Origin of the sequence: Streptomyces sp. NPDC087844, from assembly GCF_044742785.1 — a bacterium.
Taxonomy (GTDB): Bacteria; Actinomycetota; Actinomycetes; order Streptomycetales; family Streptomycetaceae; genus Streptomyces.
Genome location: NZ_JBIUVD010000011.1, coordinates 235,363 through 253,222 on the forward strand (window position 1 = coordinate 235,363; position 17,860 = coordinate 253,222).

Annotated in this window: 17 protein-coding genes; 2 read left to right on the plus strand and 15 right to left on the minus strand. The window is 70.7% G+C overall.

Features of this window, described 5'->3' with window-relative positions; all coding sequences use genetic code 11:
• Positions 1-13 precede the first annotated feature (13 nt).
• From ACIOKD_RS22855 to ACIOKD_RS22885, 7 genes are all read right to left on the minus strand, one after another.
• Entirely contained in the window at positions 14-172 is a 159-nt protein-coding gene (locus ACIOKD_RS22855; protein ID WP_267024354.1) for a hypothetical protein, read from the minus strand.
• Positions 173-185: 13 nt separating this feature from the next.
• The gene (locus ACIOKD_RS22860; RefSeq protein ID WP_402086877.1) at positions 186-2,150 is read right to left on the minus strand and encodes a serine/threonine-protein kinase; all 1,965 of its coding nucleotides are present in this window, start codon (positions 2,148-2,150) and stop codon (positions 186-188) included.
• A gap of 33 nt (positions 2,151-2,183) precedes the next feature.
• Positions 2,184-3,458: a DUF6777 domain-containing protein gene (locus ACIOKD_RS22865; RefSeq protein WP_402086880.1), complete on the minus strand. Its 1,275-nt coding sequence runs from the start codon at positions 3,456-3,458 to the stop codon at positions 2,184-2,186.
• A 153-nt stretch (positions 3,459-3,611) separates the two neighbouring features.
• The gene (locus tag ACIOKD_RS22870; RefSeq protein ID WP_402086882.1) at positions 3,612-4,562 is read right to left on the minus strand and encodes a cytochrome c oxidase assembly protein; all 951 of its coding nucleotides are present in this window, start codon (positions 4,560-4,562) and stop codon (positions 3,612-3,614) included.
• 153 nt (positions 4,563-4,715) lie between these two features.
• Positions 4,716-5,741, minus strand: a complete 1,026-nt coding sequence (locus ACIOKD_RS22875; protein WP_402086885.1) for a 6-phosphofructokinase — start codon at positions 5,739-5,741, stop codon at positions 4,716-4,718.
• 165 nt (positions 5,742-5,906) lie between these two features.
• Entirely contained in the window at positions 5,907-6,635 is a 729-nt protein-coding gene (locus tag ACIOKD_RS22880) for a type 1 glutamine amidotransferase (protein ID WP_402086888.1), read from the minus strand.
• A 19-nt stretch (positions 6,636-6,654) separates the two neighbouring features.
• Positions 6,655-7,893 (minus strand): MurT ligase domain-containing protein, encoded by a 1,239-nt coding sequence (locus ACIOKD_RS22885; protein WP_402086891.1) that lies wholly within the window; start codon positions 7,891-7,893, stop codon positions 6,655-6,657.
• Between the two features lie 143 nt (positions 7,894-8,036).
• Here ACIOKD_RS22885 and def point away from each other — a divergent pair, with 143 nt between their 5' ends.
• A complete protein-coding gene (gene def, locus ACIOKD_RS22890) occupies positions 8,037-8,576 on the plus strand; it encodes a peptide deformylase (RefSeq protein ID WP_402086894.1) in 540 nt (179 codons plus the stop codon).
• Between the two features lie 128 nt (positions 8,577-8,704).
• Here def and ACIOKD_RS22895 read toward each other — a convergent pair whose 3' ends face one another.
• Positions 8,705-9,349, minus strand: coding sequence for a TetR family transcriptional regulator (locus ACIOKD_RS22895; protein ID WP_402086897.1), 645 nt, complete (start codon positions 9,347-9,349; stop codon positions 8,705-8,707).
• Between the two features lie 169 nt (positions 9,350-9,518).
• Here ACIOKD_RS22895 and ACIOKD_RS22900 point away from each other — a divergent pair, with 169 nt between their 5' ends.
• Positions 9,519-10,748, plus strand: a complete 1,230-nt coding sequence (locus ACIOKD_RS22900; protein ID WP_402086900.1) for an acyl-CoA dehydrogenase family protein — start codon at positions 9,519-9,521, stop codon at positions 10,746-10,748.
• Between the two features lie 187 nt (positions 10,749-10,935).
• Here the strand turns inward: ACIOKD_RS22900 and ACIOKD_RS22905 are convergent, their stop codons facing one another.
• The 7 genes from ACIOKD_RS22905 to ACIOKD_RS22935 form a co-directional block, all read right to left on the minus strand.
• Positions 10,936-11,466, minus strand: coding sequence for a cupin domain-containing protein (locus ACIOKD_RS22905; protein WP_402086902.1), 531 nt, complete (start codon positions 11,464-11,466; stop codon positions 10,936-10,938).
• Complete coding sequence (locus ACIOKD_RS22910) at positions 11,463-12,689, minus strand: cytochrome P450 (RefSeq protein WP_402086905.1); 1,227 nt, start codon at positions 12,687-12,689, stop codon at positions 11,463-11,465. The genes ACIOKD_RS22905 and ACIOKD_RS22910 overlap by 4 nt, the downstream gene beginning before the upstream one ends.
• A 1-nt stretch (position 12,690) precedes the next feature.
• On the minus strand, positions 12,691-13,755 hold the full coding sequence (locus ACIOKD_RS22915) for a type III polyketide synthase (RefSeq protein WP_402086908.1): 1,065 nt from the start codon (positions 13,753-13,755) through the stop codon (positions 12,691-12,693).
• Positions 13,756-13,949: 194 nt separating this feature from the next.
• On the minus strand, positions 13,950-14,189 hold the full coding sequence (locus ACIOKD_RS22920; RefSeq protein ID WP_402086910.1) for a DUF6213 family protein: 240 nt from the start codon (positions 14,187-14,189) through the stop codon (positions 13,950-13,952).
• Between the two features lie 25 nt (positions 14,190-14,214).
• Positions 14,215-15,600: an NADP-dependent succinic semialdehyde dehydrogenase gene (locus tag ACIOKD_RS22925; protein WP_402086914.1), complete on the minus strand. Its 1,386-nt coding sequence runs from the start codon at positions 15,598-15,600 to the stop codon at positions 14,215-14,217.
• An 82-nt stretch (positions 15,601-15,682) separates the two neighbouring features.
• Positions 15,683-16,159, minus strand: a complete 477-nt coding sequence (locus ACIOKD_RS22930) for an NUDIX domain-containing protein (RefSeq protein WP_402086916.1) — start codon at positions 16,157-16,159, stop codon at positions 15,683-15,685.
• Entirely contained in the window at positions 16,156-17,712 is a 1,557-nt protein-coding gene (locus ACIOKD_RS22935; protein ID WP_402086919.1) for an ATP-dependent DNA ligase, read from the minus strand. The genes ACIOKD_RS22930 and ACIOKD_RS22935 overlap by 4 nt, the downstream gene beginning before the upstream one ends.
• Positions 17,713-17,860 lie beyond the last annotated feature (148 nt).

A 17,860-nucleotide genomic window follows, 5' to 3' on the forward strand; every position in this document is an offset into this window, starting at 1 on the left:
GTCGCGCGGTGCCTCAGGTGGGCCTGGAGGCCACCATCGCCAGAGTGATCAGACCGAGCACCACCCAGCCGAACCACAGCCAGCCGTTGCTGCCGAGCGCCACCGTGTAGGCCGTGACCATCACCAGGCCGCCGACGGTGAGCACTCCCATGGTCTTCGTGGAACCGGGCATCGCAACACCCTCCTCATGGTTCATTCTTCTCCATGGTGCCCCCGTCCTTGCGAATTGCAGTGCAGACCACGAAATGAGTGCCGGAGGTCCAGGCGCTGTTGCCCACCCAGGACGAGCCCGTATAGATGTTCGGGTCGTATCCGTAGTCGTTCGGCGGCACCTCCTCCCGGCAGGCCGCGGTCGCCCGCCGCCTGGCCTGGGCGAGGGTCGTGTCCGGGCTCATCCGGTGGAAACCGAGCACCCGCTCCTGGTGCGGGCCCTCGCAGGAGACGAGTCCGGCGCGGTTGTCGGAGATCCGGTCGAGGCAGTCCCGCTTCTGCATGGTGGCCGTGTCACTGAACCGCATGCCGGCGGGGCGACGGTCCCCGATCGGCCCGAACAGCGGTTTGCCGCGCGCGTCGAGCAGCAGGCAGGCGACGCGGCGCCCGGCGGTCCCGAAACCCTCGGAGGTCGGCACGGCGGCGTACGAGCGGACGTCCGCGAGCTTCTCACGGGTGTCCTCGGTGCGCTGCTCGCACCGGGCGGCGCCGGCCGCGCGGGCGTCCTGGGCGGACGCCGCCTCGAACACGGCCATCACCTGCCCGTAGGTCTCCTCGCTGAGGCACTTCACCACCCTGAGTTCCGGGTCCCCGACGAAGGGGGTACCGGTCCACTTCGTCGCGACGCAGTTCCCGTCGACGAGCGGCTCGGACAGCCCGACGGCGTCCCCGTACGGCTTGGCGTCACCGTCCCCCGGCAGGTTCGCCATGGCGTACCAGGCTCCGCCGCCGGCGAGGGCCAGCCCCAGCGCGGTCGCCAGTACGGCCGTCCGGGCGCGGTTGCGTGGACGGCGGCGTCGCCCGGAGGCCGGCGGGGGAGGGCCGAAGCCCTGCCCGCCGGACCACGGGCCCGGAGCCTGCCCCGAAGGCCGGGCGTGGTGGGCCTCCTGGCGATGGCGAGGGGGAACCGAGGACGACCGCTGAGCGGCGGACGGCGCGTACCACTGCGGGCCGTCTCCGTGGCTCTGCGGGGGCTCGGGCGCGGGTGGCGTGCGGGGTGCGGCCGTATGGGTGACACCGCCCGCCCACGGCGGTTCCGAGCCGGGGTCGAGCCGGGTCCGGGGATGCGGCTGCGGAGTCAATATCGCGGACAGCGCGGCCTCGGTCTCCTCGGCGGTGATCCGGCGGACCGGATCCTTGGTGAGCATCGCCGACAGCAGCGGTTCCAGCGCGCCCGCGTGCAGTACGGGCCGCGGCTCCTCCAGGACGACGGCCGTCAGCGCCGCGAGCCCCGACTCACGGTCGAAGGGCCCGTACCCCTCGACGGCGCAGTAGAGCGTGCAGCCCAGCGAGAACAGGTCCGCCGCCGCGGTGGGCGGCCCGCCCTGGGCCCGCTCGGGCGCCAGATAACCGGCGGTGCCCACCAGCGCGGAGGTCAGCGTGTACCGGGTCTCGTCGCCGTCGGGCCGCACGGAGATCCCGTAGTCGGTGAGCAGGACCCGGGCGTACGGAGAGCCGGTGCGGTCCGGGGCCAGCAGGATGTTGGCGGGCTTCACGTCCCGGTGCATGACCCCGCGCTCGTGCCCGGCGGTCAGCGCGTCCAGCACGGCGAGCCCGACGCGGGCGCACTCGGCGGGTGCCAGGGCCCCGCGCCGGCCGACCAGGGCGCTCAGGTCCAGCGCCCCGGCCACGTACTCCATCACGATCCAGGGCAGGCCCTCGTGCTCAAGGACGTCGTGCACGGTCACGACGTGCGGGTGGCCGCGCAGGCCCGCGGCGTGCCGGGCCTCGGCACGGGCCCGGGCCACCCGGGCCGAGCGGTCGTGATCCGCCTCGCCCGGGTCGCGGAACACGATCTCCTTGAGCGCGACCTCGCAGGCCAGCCGCTGGTCGTACGCGAGCCAGACATGGCCCATGCCGCCACTGCCCAACTGGTTCAGCAGGAGGTAGCGGCCGGCGATGACCCGGCCGACTCCCGACTGCGGTGTTCCTGATGCCATCCGGTCACTCCCGGGGTTCTGCTCCTGGTGGGCCTACGCCGGGCCCTGGGCCGCCGCGCCGGTGCCCGACCCGCCGGAGGGGGCGGGTCCACCGGACACCGGCTCGCTCGCCACCGGTTCGCTGAGCGTGGGCTCCACCGAGGTGGGGCCGGACGGAGGGGCCGAGGCCGGTGGCGGCGGTGGCTCCTCGTCCGGCGTGGACCCGGTCACGGTGGGTGTGCCGCCGACGGGTGGGGACGGCGTCCCGCCCTCGGGCCCGGACTCCTCGCCGGGCGGCGATTTCGACGTGTCGGACGGCGGCTTCGCCTTGTCCGGCTCGGTCGGTGACGCCGGGACGGGCGTTCCGCCGGAGTCCGCGTCCACGCTCAGCGTCACGGCCTCTCCGAAGGCCAGCGCCGTCCCGGGCCCGGGCGTGGCGCCGGTCACCGCCGCGTCTCCCGGTGGGAGGTCGTCCCCGGAGTACGCCGCGGCGAGGCCCAGCCCGGCCAGCGCCTGACCGGCGCGGTCGAAGGTCATCCCCGCCACGGCCGGCACCTCGTGCCGCTTCGTCGCGTCGAAGGTGCTGTCCTGCTCGCCGGTGGTGCCGACGGGCCGGTTGATGGCCGTGCCGGGATCGTCCACATCGAGGAGGGCGATCCGCTCCAGCGGCTGCGGCGAGGGCTTGACGGTCACCACGTCGGACCTCTCGTAGCCCGCCCACTTCTTGTTGCCGTCCTCGAACTCGACCGAGATCTTCTCGGGATCCTTGTCGAAGGCCTTCAGCGGATTCCCGCAGGAGCACTTGACGGCGGGAAGTCCCTGGTCGTTCACCAGAACCGCGATCCCCGCCTCAAGCAGAGCGTCGTAGGAGACCGCTTTTCCTTTCCTGTAGTCATGGTTCTTCACGAGAGTGTCGTGACGCAGCAGGACCGGTGTGAGATCGTCCAGGTATCCCTCGGTCCGATCAGGTGCAATGCCCACGATCCGCGCCCATTCCCGGGCCTTTTGTCGATTCTCGGGATCGGTGAGGAAATCCTTGAGCCGCTCGATGTCGCAGACCTTCTGGTCGCGCGTCCCCCCGTACAGACCAGGGGTGTTGCCCTGCTGCAGACCGCTGTGCGCCTTCTCCGGCGCGAGTCCCCTGCGGTCCTTGCCCAGTGATCCGTCCTCTTCGAAAAAGGGTGCGGATGACGGTATTCCGGCTGCGACGGCCCGTACCGCGAACAGGCGTTGTTGGGTGCATCCGCTGAGGATCAGCACAGCGGCCAGTAGTGCGGCCAGCCTTCGGACCACCGTTTTTCCGGCCCTCGGCAGGCATGCGTGCATCATTACGACCGCTCCCCCCGGCTGCGGTTCCCCCGAACCCTGCAGAACGGAAGCAGGGCGTCACGCGCCATGCTACTGAATGGCAAAGCCTTACCGTCAAGGGGAATTAGCGGAGTGCGCGGAGTGACCAGAAGGAAGAAAGAGGCGAAAAGAAACTCAGTGTCCGCGTGCGTCGAGTGAGGCCAGATAGGCGTTGTACGCCTCAAGTTCCTTGTCGCCGTCACGGTCCGCGGCCCGGTCCGAACGCCGTGCCTGCCGCTGCTCGGAGCGGTACCACTGGAAGAGCAGGGCCAGCAGCACGAGCACGGACGGGATCTCGCTGAACGCCCAGGCGATGCCGCCCGCCGCGTTCTGGTCGGTGAGCGCGTCGATGCCCAGCGAGGCGGCCGGGTTCTTGTACGTCTCGACCATCGGCTCGGACGCCATCATCAACGCGATACCGAAGAACGCGTGGAACGGCATACCGGCGAACAGCTCCAGCATCCGCATCAGATGGCCGGGCCGGTGCGGACCGGGGTCGACACCCATGATCGGCCAGAAGAACACCAGGCCGACGGCGAGGAAGTGACACATCATCGCGACGTGCCCGGTCTTCGACCCCATCAGCGCATCGAAGATCGGCGAGAAGTAGAGCGCGTACAGGCTGGCGATGAAGAGCGGGATCGTGAAGGCCGGATGCGTGACGACCCGCATGAACCTGCTGTGCAGCAGCATCAGGAGCAGCTCGCGCGGCCCCTTGCGACCGCGTCCCGCGGTCGGCAGCGCGCGCAGCGCCAGAGTGATCGGCGCGCCGAGCAGGATCAGGATCGGCGACAGCATGCTGATCACCATGTGCTGCACCATGTGCACACTGAACATGACCATGCCGTAGTCGTTCAGCCCGGTACAGAGGACGAGCATGACGCTCAGGACACCGACGACGAACGCCACGGTCCGCCCGACCGGCCACGCGTCACCGCGCCGCACCAGCCGTGCCACCCCCCACCCGTAGAGCGCGAGCCCCACCAGGCAGGCGACGAGGAAGAACGGGTCCGGGGACCATTCGAGCCCCCGCCCCAGCGTGAACGGCGGCAGATCCATGGTCGTGCCGTGCCCGCTGTGATCCATCCGCCGGCTCCTGTTTCGTACTGATTGAGCGCTGTCTGTCCCCACCCAGACTAGAACCGCCCCCGGTCGGACCTACGACCGGGGGCGGGCTCGGGCACGGGCGACCCGCGGCCTACGATCGACCCGCAGTGCCGAAGCTCCCTGGGCGGAGCGTCAGAGCACGCACTCCGCTTCCGCGTACCGCGAGTCCGGCACGGTCTTCAGCGTCTCGACCGCCTCCGCGAGCGACACCATCACGATGTCGGTCCCCCGCAGGGCCGTCATGTTGCCGAACTCACCCCGGTGCACGGCCTCCACCGCGTGCCACCCGAACCGCGTGGCGAGCACCCGGTCGTACGCGGTCGGCGTACCCCCGCGCTGCACATGTCCGAGGATCACCGGCCGGGCCTCCTTGCCCAGGCGCTCCTCCAGCTCGATGGAGAGCTGCCGGGCGATGCCCGCGAACCGCTCGTGCCCGTACATGTCCTTGCGGCCCTCGTCGTAGGTCATCGTGCCCTCGCGGGGCTTCGCGCCCTCCGCGGCGACGACGATGGCGAACTTCTTGCCCGCGGAGAAGCGCTCACCGACCTTGGCGGCCAACTCCGCGATGTCGAAGGGCCGTTCCGGAACGACGATCGCGTGGGCGCCCGCGGCCATACCGGAGTGCAGGGCGATCCAGCCGGTGTTGCGGCCCATGACCTCGACGATCAGGACGCGCTGGTGGGACTCGGCGGTGGTCTTCAGCCGGTCGAGGGCCTCGGTCGCGACCCCCACGGCCGTGTCGAAGCCGAAGGTGACGTCCGTGACGGCGATGTCGTTGTCGATGGTCTTCGGCACACCGACGATCGGCAGACCGCTGTCCGACAGGAGGCGGGCGGCCTTGAGCGTGCCCTCGCCGCCGATCGGGATGATCGCGTCGAGCCCGATCTCCTCCAGATGGCCCCTGGCCCGCTCCACACCGTCGCGCAGATGCGCGGGCTGGACCCGGGAGGAACCGAGGATCGTGCCGCCGCGAGCCAGGATGCCGCTCACCGCGTCGAGGTCGAGCTTGAGGTAGTCGCCTTCCAGCAGGCCTTTCCAGCCGTCCCGGAAGCCGATGACCTCGTCGCCGTGGTCGACGACGGCGCGGTGTACGACGGACCGGATGACGGCGTTCAGACCGGGGCAGTCGCCGCCGGACGTGAGGACACCAATGCGCATAGTCCGGAATACCTTCTCAACGTGGGCCGGGAACCGGACCACGCTGTCCGGCAGGACGCCGCCACCCTACCGGCGGCAGGGGGCGGATCCGCAGGGTGCGTCCGCCTGCTGGACGTGCCCGCACAGGTGAGCGGGCACGTCGCCGGATGGGCTGCGCCGACGGGGTCAGGCAGGCTGCTGAGCAGCCGAGATGCGCTCGGAGCGCAGCGCCTCGTACCACCGGTCGTCGATCGGCGGCAGCGCGTTCACATCGAGCGCCAGCTTGAGCAGCAGATCCGCGATCAACGGGTTACGGGCGAGCACGGGCCCGTGCATGTACGTCCCGAAGACCGTGTCGTTGTACGCGCCCTCCGTACCGTCGCCCGTCCCGTTGCCCTTGCCCAGGCGCACGTTCGCGAAGGGGCGGGCGGTGGGGCCCAGGTGCGTGATGCCCTGGTGGTTCTCGAAGCCGGTCAGCGGGGGCAGCCCGAGGCGCGCGTCGATGTCGCCCAGCACGTCGCCGACGCACCGCTCGCCCTCACCGCGGGTGGAGTGCACATCGAGCAGACCGAGGCCCGACTCGCGCTGGCCCAGGTCGTTGATGAACTCGTGGCCGAGGATCTGGTAGCCGGCGCAGACCGAGAAGACGATCGCGCCGTTGCCGACCGCGCGGTGCAGACCGCCGTCGCGGCGCAGCCGCTCGGCCGCGAGACGCTGCGGCCGGTCCTCGCCGCCGCCGATGAGGTAGATGTCACCTGAGGTGGGAATCGGCTGGTCGCTGCGTACGTCGAGACGGGCCACGTCCAGACCGCGCTGACGGGCCCGGCGCTCGACGACGAGCGCGTTGCCCTGGTCGCCGTACGTGCTCAGCAGGTCCGGATAGATCCACACCAGCCGAAGGCTGTTGTCACTCATTCTCTTCGTCCTCCGGGGTTCAGTTGCCGACACGACGCCTCAGGTCCTGGAAAGCGGTGTAGTTCGCGATGACCTCGATCCGGCCGGGCGGTGCCTGCTGCACGGCCTGGTCGAGGTTGTCGCAGACCTGGAACTGCTGGTTCGCGACCTCCAGCCGTACGGCGAGGTCCAGCTTGCGGTCGCCCAGAACGAAGATCGGGTGACCGGCGAGCCGGGTGTAGTCGACGTCCCACAGCCAGGAGGTGTCGGTGCCGTCCGCGCCGCGCGCGTTCACCGACAGGATCACCGGGGTCGGCGGCGGGTCGATCAGGGAGAACGTCTCCAGCCAGCCCGCCGGGTTCTTGGCGAGCAGCAGGCGCAGGTCGCGCTGCATGAACTGCACGACGTCGTAGCGTCCGGCCACGGCCTGCACCTGGTACATGCGTTCCAGGGCGACCTGCGGCGGTACGCCGAAGACGGCGGCGACGGCGGCCGACGAGGCGGCGTTCGCCTTGTTGGCGCGGCCCGGCAGCTGGAGGTGGATCGGCCAGGCCGAACCGTGCGGGTCCAGGACGTGGTCCCCGGAGAGCGCCCAGCTCGGCGTGGGGCGGCGGAAACCGCAGTCGCCGCAGAACCAGTCGTCGCCGGGGCGCTGCATCACACCGCCGCACGACGGGCAGGACCAGGCGTCGTCCTTCCACATCTGACCGGCTGCCACCCACACCACGTTCGGCGAGGAGGACGCGGCCCAGACGACCAGCGGGTCGTCGGCGTTGGCGATGACGACCGCCTTGGAGCCGGCCAGGCCCTCGCGCCAGTGCTCGGCCATCATCCGGGTCTCGGCCGCGCGGTCGAGCTGGTCGCGCGAGAGGTTGAGCAGGGCGATGCACTTGGGATCCGTGTCCCGCGCCACCCCGGACAGATACTTCTCGTCGACCTCGATGACGGCGAACCGCGAGTCGGAGCCGCCGGCCAGCGCCGAGGTGATGCCCGCGGGCATGTTCGCGCCCAGCGCGTTCGAGACGACAGGCCCGGCGGCCTGAAGTGCCTCGGCGATCAGCCGCGTCGTCGTGGTCTTGCCGTTCGTGGCCGACACCAGGATGACGTCCAGGTGCTGAGCCAGCCTGGCCAGCAGGTCGGGGTCGAGTTTGAGCGCGACCCGGCCGCCGATCACCGATCCGCTGCCGCGGCCCGCGGCACGTGATGCCGCCGCGACCGCTTTGCCCGCTGTCACGGCGAGCTTGGCCCGCGGCGACAGCGGGTCCGAGTTGCCTGCCATCAGTTCCCGATCCTCCTTGCGTACGGCGCCGCGCACTGCCCCCGGCAACGTCTGACCCTCAGCCTATCGAGATCCACTCGCAGGCCCGAACCGCGGCACCGCTCCGACGCCCGCGCGACAATGAGGACCGTACCCTTGCCGCCATGCGACACGGCTCGATCCCCGGCGCCCGAGGGCGCGTCCTTCCTCTGTCTTTGCTCGGCGACCCCGTGTTGCACACACGGTGTGAAGAAGTGACGGAGTTCGGTCCCCAACTCGCCCGACTGGTCGAGAACATGTTCGCGACGATGTACGCGGCGGAGGGGGTCGGGCTGGCCGCCAACCAGGTCGGTGAGTCGTTGCGGGTCTTCGTGTACGACTGCCCCGATGACGACGACCGGCGGTATGTGGGGCATGTGGTGAACCCGCGGCTGGTCGAGGCGGACGGGGTGGTGCTGCGGGGGCCCGAGGGGTGTCTGTCGCTGCCGGGACTTGAGGCGGGCACCGAGCGGTACGACCATGCCGTGGTGGAGGGGGTTTCCCTGGACGGGGCGCCGGTGCGGGTGCATGGGAGTGGGTGGTTCGCTCGGTGCCTTCAGCATGAGTGCGATCACCTTGACGGTGGGTTGTATGTGGATCGGGTCACGGGGTGGCGTCGGCGGAAGGTCATGTGGCAGGCGGGGCGGGCCTCTCGGGGGGCTTGAGGGGGTGTTGCCGGGTGCGGGTGCGGTGCGTTGTGGCTGGCCGCGCCGTTCCCCGCGCCCCTGAAAGGCAAAGATTGCGCCGTTCCCCGCGCCCCTAGAAGCCGCCGTTCCCGGAGGGTGAACGTGGGTCAGAAGCCTGGGCCGCCTGCTTTGTCGCCTGCTGCTGCCAGGCGGCCCCAGAGGAGGTCGGCGAGGGCTCGGACCAATTCGGCGCGGGCGCAGGGGCGTTCGCCGAGCCACCAGTCGCCGGCGGCGTGCATCATGCCGACGATGCCGTGGCCCCAGACACGGGCCAACTGCTGGCTGTTCGGGCCGAGATCGACGCGCTCCTCGATGACGTCGGCCAACTCCTCGCCCATGCGGCGAAGGAGGGGGAAGGAGTACGCCCCCATGTCGAAAACCTGGTCGTTCTGCGGGCCGCCCTCCGAGGGGTGCATCAGGAAGCGGTACACCTGCGGGCGGGCCTCGATCGCGGCGAGGTACGTGTCGAGCGTGGCCTCCACCCGCTCCCGGCGCTCGGCGGGCGCGTCGAGCGCGGCGCGCAGCGCTCCGAGGAGGGCGTCGGTGTGGCGCTTGGCGAGAGCCGCGTAGAGTCCGCCCTTGTCGCCGAAGTGGCGGTACAGGATCGGCTTGGTGATGCCCGCCTCCGCCGCGATGGCGTTCATCGAGGCCCCCGGGCCGTCGCGGAGCACCACCCGGTCGGCGGCCTCCAACAGCTCACGCCGTCGACGGTCGGCGGACCTCTGCTGATCGGTCCGCTGCGTGGTGTCCATGATCTCTCCCCACCCGTGCTGATTCGGTGACGCCTGCGCAACGTAACACCATGCGCCGACCCCGCCTCGAACGGGCTGCCGACCCGGAACGGGGAGTTGACTTTTACTACCGACCAGTAACAGGCTACCGTTACCGCAAGTAACACGTGAGTGCAGCGCTGGAGGGGACATGGCCGAGTTCACCATGGAGCTCAACGACGAACAGAAGGAGGTGCGGGACTGGATCCACGGCTTCGCCGCCGACGTGATCCGCCCCGCGGCCGCCGAATGGGACGAGCGGGAAGAGACTCCCTGGCCGGTCATCCAGGAGGCCGCCAAGGTCGGCATCTACTCCCTGGACTTCTACGCCCAGCAGTACTTCGATCCCACCGGCCTCGGCATCCCCATGGCCATGGAGGAGCTGTTCTGGGGCGACGCGGGCATCGCCCTGTCGATCGTCGGCACCGGCCTCGCCGCGGTGGGCGTCCTCGCCAACGGCACCGAGGAGCAGATCGGCACCTGGATCCCCCAGATGTACGGCGACGCCAACGACGTCAAGGTCGCCGCCTTCTGCTCGTCCGAGCCCGACGCCGGCTCCGACGTCGCGTCGATGCGTACCCGGGCCGTGTACGACGAGGCCAAGGACGAGTGGGTCCTCGACGGTACGAAGACCTGGGCGACCAACGGCGGCATCGCCAACGTGCACGTGGTGGTCGCGGTCGTGGACTCCGAGCTGGGCTCCAAAGGGCACGCGTCCTTCATCGTCCCGAAGGGCACGCCCGGTCTGTCGCAAGGGCAGAAGTTCAAGAAGCACGGCATCCGTGCCTCGCACACCGCCGAGGTCGTCCTGGAGAACGTCCGCGTTCCCGGCTCCTGCCTGCTCGGCGGCAAGGAGAAACTGGACGAGCGCCTCGCCCGCGCCCGTGAGCGGGCCAAGGCGGGCAACGGCGAGCGGCTGAAGAACGCGGCGATGGCCACGTTCGAGGCGTCCCGCCCGGCTGTCGGCGCCATGGCGGTCGGCACGGCACGGGCCGCGTACGAGGTGGCCCTCGACTACGCGAAGACGCGCGAGCAGTTCGGGCGGCCGATCATCGACAACCAGGGTGTGGCCTTTCAGCTCGCCGACATGCGTACGTCGATCGACGCGGCGCGGCTGCTGGTGTGGCGGGCGTCCTGGATGGCGGTGAGCGGAAAGCAGTTCACCTCCGCGGAGGGGTCGATGTCGAAGCTGTTCGCCAGCGAGACGGCGAAGAAGGTGACCGGGCAGGCGATCCAGATCCTCGGCGGGAATGGGTATACGCGCGAGTATCCGGTCGAGCGGATGCACCGGGACGCGGCGATCTACACGATCTTCGAGGGCACGAGTGAGATCCAGCGACTGGTGATCGCCCGCACGTTGTCCGGCATGCCGATCCGTTGACACCCACGGGATGCGCGGTCGCGCCGGAGCCGGTCGCGCAGTTCCCCGCGCCCCCAAAGACAAAAAGATTGCGCCGTTCCCCGCGCCCCTTAAGGGCGAAAAGCCGGGGCGCAGCCCCGCTTTTCAGGGGCGCGGGGAACGGCGCGGCCGGGCTCAGCGGACCTGCGGTGTTCCGGTCGGCGGACGTTCACCGGTGCCGCAACGGCGTCAGCTGCTCGATGTCGTACCGCGACCGCAACTCCTCGATCGCCGCCACGTCCGGAGGACCCCCCGCGTCCAGGATGCGCAGCAACTCGTCGAAGTAGCGTTCGTGATCCGGCGGCGGCGAGGCCTGGAAGAACATCTTCGCCGGTTCCCCCGTGGGATTGGCGAACGCGTGCGGACAGCCGGGCGGCACGACGATCACCGTCCCCGGCGTCGCCCGCACCACCCGGTTGCCCGAACCCGACTGCCAGCGCTGCCAGTTGTCGCGGGTGCGGACCAGCGGCTCGAAGGCGAGCACGTCCAGCTCCCCTTCGAGGACGTAGAACAGCTCCTCGCTGCGCGTGTGGACGTGCGCGCCGACGTCGAAGCCGGGCGGCACGACCACCTCGAAGCTGGACGCCGCCCGGGAGTGCGTGCCGGTCACCTTGAAGGTCACGTGCTGGGCCGGCGTCCGGACCGTACGGCCGTGCCCCGGTGGCACCAGCAGACCCTCGGGCGGCGTGTGCGCGGTCACCAGGTGACGGGGAGGGCCTCGGGCCCGCGGATCAGCGCGCCGCGCCGCCACGGCACCTCGTCCGCCGAGACGGACAGCCGCAGTGTCGGAATCCGGTCGAGGAGCGTGTTCACCATCAGCTCCGACTCCAGGCGGGCGAGCATGCCGCCCACGCAGTAGTGCGGACCGTGCCCGAACGCCACGTGCGGGTTGGAGGCGCGGTCGAAGTCGATCCGGTCGGGGTCGGGGAAGACGTCCGGGTCCCGGTTCGCGGCCAGGTAGGACACGTAGATGGGGTCGTCCTTCCTGATCCGTACGCCGTGCAGGACGACGTCCTCCGTGGCGATCCGGGACAGACCGACGGCGTTGCGGTGCGGGATGTAGCGCAGCAGCTCGTCGAGGGCCTGGGGGCGCAGTTCCGGCTCGTCGCGCAGCCGGTCGAACAGCGCAGGCCGGGTCATGAGGATGTAGAGCATCTGCCCGGTGTTGTTGGTGACGGCCTCGCCGCCGATCTGGATCGGACCCGCGAGCGCCACCGCCTCCTCCTCGGTGATGTCGCCCCGGCCGACCGCCGCGCCGAGCAGCGAGGTGACGTCCTCGCCAGTCGCGCCGCGGCGCTCGGCGATCAGCTTGGCGAAGTACACCTCCATGTCCCGCTTGGCCCGCTCACTGGCCTCGGCGCCCTGGCTGGAGGAGAGGATCGACTGCGTCCAGGTGTGCAGGGTGTGCCGGTCGCCGGCCGGGACCCCCATCAGCTCGCAGATGACGGTGATCGGGAAGGGGGACAGGACCCGGTCGATCAGATCGGCCGGGGGACCGTCCCGGAGCATGTCGTCGACCATGGTGTCCAGGGTCTGCTGGGCGTTCGCGCGCAGGCGTTCGACCCCGCGCGTGGTGAACGCCGCGTTCACCGCCCTGCGCAGCCGGGCGTGGTCGGGCTTGTCGACGAAGCTCATCGCGCCCGGCGCGGGGATGAAGTGCGGGGCCAGCCGGGTGACCTGGCGGCCGAGCACCTTCGCACGGCTGAACCGGGGGTCGTTCGTCACCAGCCGTACGTCGTCGTAGCGGGTGACCAGCCAGGCCCAGCCCTCGCCGTTGGGCAACTGGATGCGGTTGATGGGGCCCTCACGCATCAGCTCGGACAGGACGGGGTCGAAGTCCACCCCGGTCAGATCCAGGGCGGGCCAGTGCCGTACCGGGGGCGCTGCCGCCGTCTCTTGGTTCACGTTCAGGTCAGAGGTCATGTCATGCCGTCATTTCGCTCGTGCGGTGCCAGCGGCCCAGCGCCATCTCGGCCGTGATCCCCGGCCCGAAGCCGGCGAGCATTCCGCGCGCCTGGTGAGGGGAGCCCCCCTCGTCGAACAGCCTGCGCAGTGCGTCCAGGACGACGGCGCTGGCGATGTTCCCGTACTCGGTGAGCGTCGCCCGGCTGAACCGGAAGGCCTCCGGTGCCACTTGGAGGAACTTGCTGAGGTCGTCGAGGATCCGCGGACCTCCGGCGTGGATGATGTAGAAGTCCAGGTCGGAGGCGTCCCAGCCGTGCAGACCGGCAAGGTTGTGCAGGGCGGGGGCGAGGGGTTCCATGGTGGCCGGCACCCGCTTGTCCAGCAGGAAGTGGAAGCCGGTGGCCCGCACGTCGTACATGATCCAGTCCTCGGTCTCGGGGATCAGGTACGAGCCGTTGCGCTCCAGCCGGATGCCCTCGCCGCCCTGTCCGCGGACCACCGCGGCGGCGATACCGTCGCCGAACAGGCCGTTGCACAGCAGCGAGCCGACGCCGAGGTCGGTCGGCTGGTAGCACAGCGAGCAGAACTCGCAGGCCACGATGAGCGCGTTGGCCTCGGGGTAGGCCGTGCAGAAGTCGTGCGCCCGGTTGATCGCGGCGCCCCCGGCGGCGCAGCCGAGCTGCGCTATGGGTATCTGGCGGGTGTCGCTCCTGAACCCCATGGAGTTGATCAGCCAGGCCGTCATCGACGGCATCATGAAGCCCGTGCACGAGACGTAGATGATCACGTCGATGTCGGTGGCCAGGACCTCCGCGTCATCGAGCGCGCGCTGGACGACGGCCGGCACACGGGCCTTCGCCTCGGCCGTGTACACCTTGTTGCGTTCCTCGAAGCCGGGGTGCTTCAGGGTCTCCTCGATGGGCTGCACGATGTGCCGGGTGCGTACACCGGTGTTCTCGATCAGCCGCAGCGCGAGCGGCAGTTGGGGGTGATCGGGGTGGCGGGAGCGCGCCAGTTCGAGCGTCTCCTCCATCGTGATCACGTATTCCGGAACAGAGACCGCGGGTCTGCACAAAGTCGCCATGTGCCTGCGCCTTCTCTCGCCCGCCCGGGAACTGCCTCTCCCGGGCGGAAGGGTGGTCCCACCACGATCACCCGGGAAGTCCCGTTTATCGCGCCGGACTACTCCAGACCGGGGACACGGGCCGTTCGGCCCTTCAGGGGCGCGGGGAACGGCGCGATCTTTTCGCCTTCCGCCTTCAGCGGCGCGGGGCCCCCTCAGCCGGAGGCACCCCCACTGCTGTGCGCGATGCACGCCACATCGATCCGGTCGGCCAACTTCGCCAGTTCGATCGTGAGCGCGGCCACCGTGTCCTCGTCGAGTCCCTCCTCACCGGCCTCGACGAGATGCAGCCACCGCCCCCCCATCGTGCGCAGCAGCTTGCTCACATCGGCGGCAGCCACCTGCAGGGTCCCGCGGTCGTCGACGATCAGAGGCAGGGTCACTTCGCGGTTCACACATCGGATCGTAGCCGCGGAAGGCTCACGCTCCGTGCCATACGGTGGTGATGTTGCAGAACTCTCGGATTCCGTGGCCCGACAGCTCACGCCCGTAGCCGGACCGCTTCACCCCGCCGAACGGGAACGCCGGGTGGGAGGCGGTCATCCCGTTGAAGAAGACCCCGCCGGCCTCCAGATCCCGTACGAAACGGTCGGTCTCGGCCTCGTCGCGGGTCCAGACGTTGGAACTCAGCCCGAACGGCGTGTCGTTGGCGATGGCCACCGCCTCGTCGAGGTCGGCGGCGCGGTAGAGCGTGGCGACCGGGCCGAACGCCTCCTCGTGGTGGATACGCATCTCGGGCGTGATGTCTGCGAGGACGGTCGGCGGGTAGTACCAGCCGTCCCCGTCGGGAAGCTCACCGCCGCACAGCACGGTCGCGCCCCCCTCGACGGCGTCGTCGACCAGTTCCGTCAGGTCGTCGCGGCCCTGCTCGGTGGCGATCGGGCCGACGTCCGAGCCCTCGTCCAGCGGGTCGCCCACCGTGAGGGCCTTCATGGCCTCGGTGAAGCGTTCGGCGAAGGCGTCGAAGACGTCGGTGTGGACGATGAACCGCTTGGCGGCGATGCAGGACTGCCCGTTGTTCTGCACCCGGGCCGTCACCGCCGTCCTCGCCGCCTTGTCGAGGTCCGCCGACGGCATGACCACGTACGGGTCGCTGCCGCCCAGCTCCAGGACGGTCTTCTTGACCTCGTCCCCGGCGACGGAGGCGACCGCGCGGCCCGCCGGTTCGCTGCCGGTCAGGGTGGCCGCCTTGACGCGCGGGTCGCGCAGGATGTCCTCGATGGCGCCCGAGCCGACGAGCAGCGTCTGGAAGCAGCCTTCCGCGAAGCCCGCCCGGCGGAACAGTTCCTCCAGGTAGAGGGCGGTCTGCGGGACGTTCGAGGCGTGCTTGAGCAACCCGACGTTGCCCGCCATCAGCGCGGGCGCGGCGAAGCGGATCACCTGCCAGAGCGGAAAGTTCCACGGCATGACGGCGAGGACCGGGCCCAGCGGGCGGTAGCGCACGAGGACGCGGGAGGCGCCGGAGTCCTGCGCGTCGGTCTTCGCGCCCTCCTCGTCGGCGAGGAGTTCCCCGGCGTGGTCGGCGTACCAGCGCATCGCCTTCGCACACTTCGCCGCTTCGGCGCGGGCCTGCTTGACGGGCTTGCCCATCTCGATGGTCATCGTCCGGCCGATGTCCGCCGCGTCGCCCTCCAGGAGGTCCGCCGCGCGGTGCATCAGCCCGGAGCGCTCCTCGTAAGACGTTGTGCGGTGCGTCCGGAACGCGGCCTCCGCGGTGGCGAGGCGGTGTTCGATCTCGTCCGCGCCGAGGGCGTCGTAGGTCTTCAGGGTTTCGCCTGTTGCCGGGTTCACGGTTGCGATGGGCATGGTGCTGGCCTCCTGATGCTGTAGGTCGGGTGCGGGCTTGACGTGGCCGGTCGCGTCCCTTGCAGGGCGCGTGCCCCTCTCGTCAGCGCATATGTTCTTCCAGGCGGTCGAGGAACTCCGTCTGGGCCCTGATCAGGACCGCTCTGGCGCGGTCCATGTCCAGCCACTCCACCCGGTCCAGCTCCGGGAACTCCTGGACCTGGCCCGAGCCGCGCGGCCATTCCATGGTGAAGGTGCCGGGGACCATGGCCGTCGGGTCGAGGTCCGCCTCGACGGCCCAGGCCGTGACGATCTTGCCGTTCGTCTGGGTGACCTCGCCGAGGGGGACGGGTTCGCCGTCGGGCGGTGGCAGGCCAAGTTCCTCCGGGAACTCGCGGCGGGCGGCGTCCCAGGCCGGCTCGTCGGGCTCGTACTCGCCTTTCGGTACGGTCCACGCCCCGGCGTCGCGCCTCGCGAAGAACGGGCCGCCCATGTGGCCCAGCAGCACCTCGACGCCGTGGTCGGTGCGGCGGAAGAGGAGCAGGCCAGCGCTGCGTTTCGCGGCGGCGGCCGGCGTCACGCGGCGACCTGCGGGTGTGCGGCGAGCACCGTTTCTACGGTGTCCGCCTCTTCGGGTGCCTTGTCCTCGCGGTAGCGCACGACCCGGGCGAAACGCAGGGCGACGCCCGCCGGGTAGCGGGTGGAGCGCTGCAGACCGTCGTAGGCGATCTCCACGACCAGCTCCGGGCGGACGGTCACCACGTAACCGCTCTCCTCGACAGGGCCGACGGCGAGTTCCTGGAGCCGTTCGGTCTGCCAGGCCAGCATCACGTCGGTGAGGCCCTTGAAGGTCTTGCCCAGCATGGCGAACGAGCCGTCCGGCCTGCGGGCGCCCAGATGCAGGTTGGAGAGCTTGCCGGTACGCCGCCCGCTGCCCCACTCGGCGGCCAGCACGACCAGGTCGAGCGTATGGACGGGTTTGACCTTCAGCCAGGAGGCTCCGCGCCGGCCCGCGCTGTAGGGGGCGTCCAGCGACTTGAGGACGACACCCTCGTGGCCGCGTGCGAGCGTGTCGGTGCTGAACCGCTCGGCGGCGGCCCGCGCCGACTCGTCCGTGGGATCCGGCACGAGGAGACGCCGTACGCGCATCGGCTCGGGGACCAGCCGGGCGAGCTCCGCGTGGCGGTCGGCGAACGGCAGGTCCAGCAGGTCCTGGCCGTCCACGGACAGCGCGTCGAAGAAGACGGGGGAGACGGGCACGGCCTCGGCGGCGGTCGCGACGTCCACCCGGGAGCCCACGCGGCCCGCGGTCTCCTGGAAGGGCCGGGGCCGCCCGTTCCCGTCGAGCGCGATGACCTCGCCGTCCAGGATGAAACGTTTGCCCTTCAACTCCCTGGCGGCCCTGGTGATCTCGGGCAGCCGGTCGGTGATGTCGTCGAGGGTGCGGGTGTGGACCCGTACCTCGTCGCCGTCGCGGTGCACCTGGACGCGGATGCCGTCGAGCTTCTCCTCCACCACGCAGGCGCCGAGCTTGTCGAGCGCCGCGGCGACGGAGGGGGCGCTGTGCGCCAGCATCGGCAGTACGGGCCGGCCGACGGTGAGCCGGAACACCTCCAGCGCCTCCGGTCCGTCGGCGAGCAGCCGCTCGGCCACGGTCCGCAGCGAACCCGCCAGCATCACGGCCCTGCGGACGTCGGCGGAGGGCGCGCCCGTCGCCCGGGCGAGCCCTTCGACCGCGACGGCGTCGAGGGCGCCCTGCCGCACCTCACCGCCGATCAGCGCGCGCAGGAACCTCTGCTCGGGCTCGGTGGCCGCGCCCATCAGCTCCCCGACGAGCCGCGCCCGCTCCGCCTGCGAGCCGGTGCCGGAGACAGCGCCGAGAGCGGTCAGGCGGCCGTCCACGTCCCGCACGGTCAGCGTGGGCTCCCCGGCGGGCGGCACGGACGTACTCAGGAGCTTCCAGCCGACACCGAGCCGCCCCTGGGGCAGACGGCCCGCCAGATACGGGATGACGATCGGTACGTCGTCCGCTTCCGCGTCCCGGAAGAGCTCCGCGAGCAGAGCGACCTTCCGGGACCGCGCGGAGGTGGCGGCGACCTCCTGGGACACCATGGCGAGCCGGGACAGCAACATGAAGTCATGGTGCTACGGAGACGCCCCGCGTACACCTGGGCGGACGGGGCCGAGGGCCGCGGCGGACGCGTCCCCGCGCCCGGACGGCCGCGCCGCGGTACCTGGGCGGGGTTGCGCCGCCACGCCTCGGCGCGGTGCGCGCCGTCCT

Coding starts and splice junctions, on each gene's coding strand:
- ACIOKD_RS22855 (WP_267024354.1), bottom strand. CDS start 172: ATGCCCGGTTCCACGAAGACCATGGGAGTGCTCACCGTCGGCGGCCTG.
- ACIOKD_RS22860 (WP_402086877.1), bottom strand. CDS start 2,150: ATGGCATCAGGAACACCGCAGTCGGGAGTCGGCCGGGTCATCGCCGGC.
- ACIOKD_RS22865 (WP_402086880.1), bottom strand. CDS start 3,458: ATGATGCACGCATGCCTGCCGAGGGCCGGAAAAACGGTGGTCCGAAGG.
- ACIOKD_RS22870 (WP_402086882.1), bottom strand. CDS start 4,562: ATGGATCACAGCGGGCACGGCACGACCATGGATCTGCCGCCGTTCACG.
- ACIOKD_RS22875 (WP_402086885.1), bottom strand. CDS start 5,741: ATGCGCATTGGTGTCCTCACGTCCGGCGGCGACTGCCCCGGTCTGAAC.
- ACIOKD_RS22880 (WP_402086888.1), bottom strand. CDS start 6,635: ATGAGTGACAACAGCCTTCGGCTGGTGTGGATCTATCCGGACCTGCTG.
- ACIOKD_RS22885 (WP_402086891.1), bottom strand. CDS start 7,893: ATGGCAGGCAACTCGGACCCGCTGTCGCCGCGGGCCAAGCTCGCCGTG.
- def (WP_402086894.1), top strand. CDS start 8,037: ATGCGACACGGCTCGATCCCCGGCGCCCGAGGGCGCGTCCTTCCTCTG.
- ACIOKD_RS22895 (WP_402086897.1), bottom strand. CDS start 9,349: ATGGACACCACGCAGCGGACCGATCAGCAGAGGTCCGCCGACCGTCGA.
- ACIOKD_RS22900 (WP_402086900.1), top strand. CDS start 9,519: ATGGCCGAGTTCACCATGGAGCTCAACGACGAACAGAAGGAGGTGCGG.
- ACIOKD_RS22910 (WP_402086905.1), bottom strand. CDS start 12,689: ATGACCTCTGACCTGAACGTGAACCAAGAGACGGCGGCAGCGCCCCCG.
- ACIOKD_RS22915 (WP_402086908.1), bottom strand. CDS start 13,755: ATGGCGACTTTGTGCAGACCCGCGGTCTCTGTTCCGGAATACGTGATC.
- ACIOKD_RS22925 (WP_402086914.1), bottom strand. CDS start 15,600: ATGCCCATCGCAACCGTGAACCCGGCAACAGGCGAAACCCTGAAGACC.
- ACIOKD_RS22935 (WP_402086919.1), bottom strand. CDS start 17,712: ATGTTGCTGTCCCGGCTCGCCATGGTGTCCCAGGAGGTCGCCGCCACC.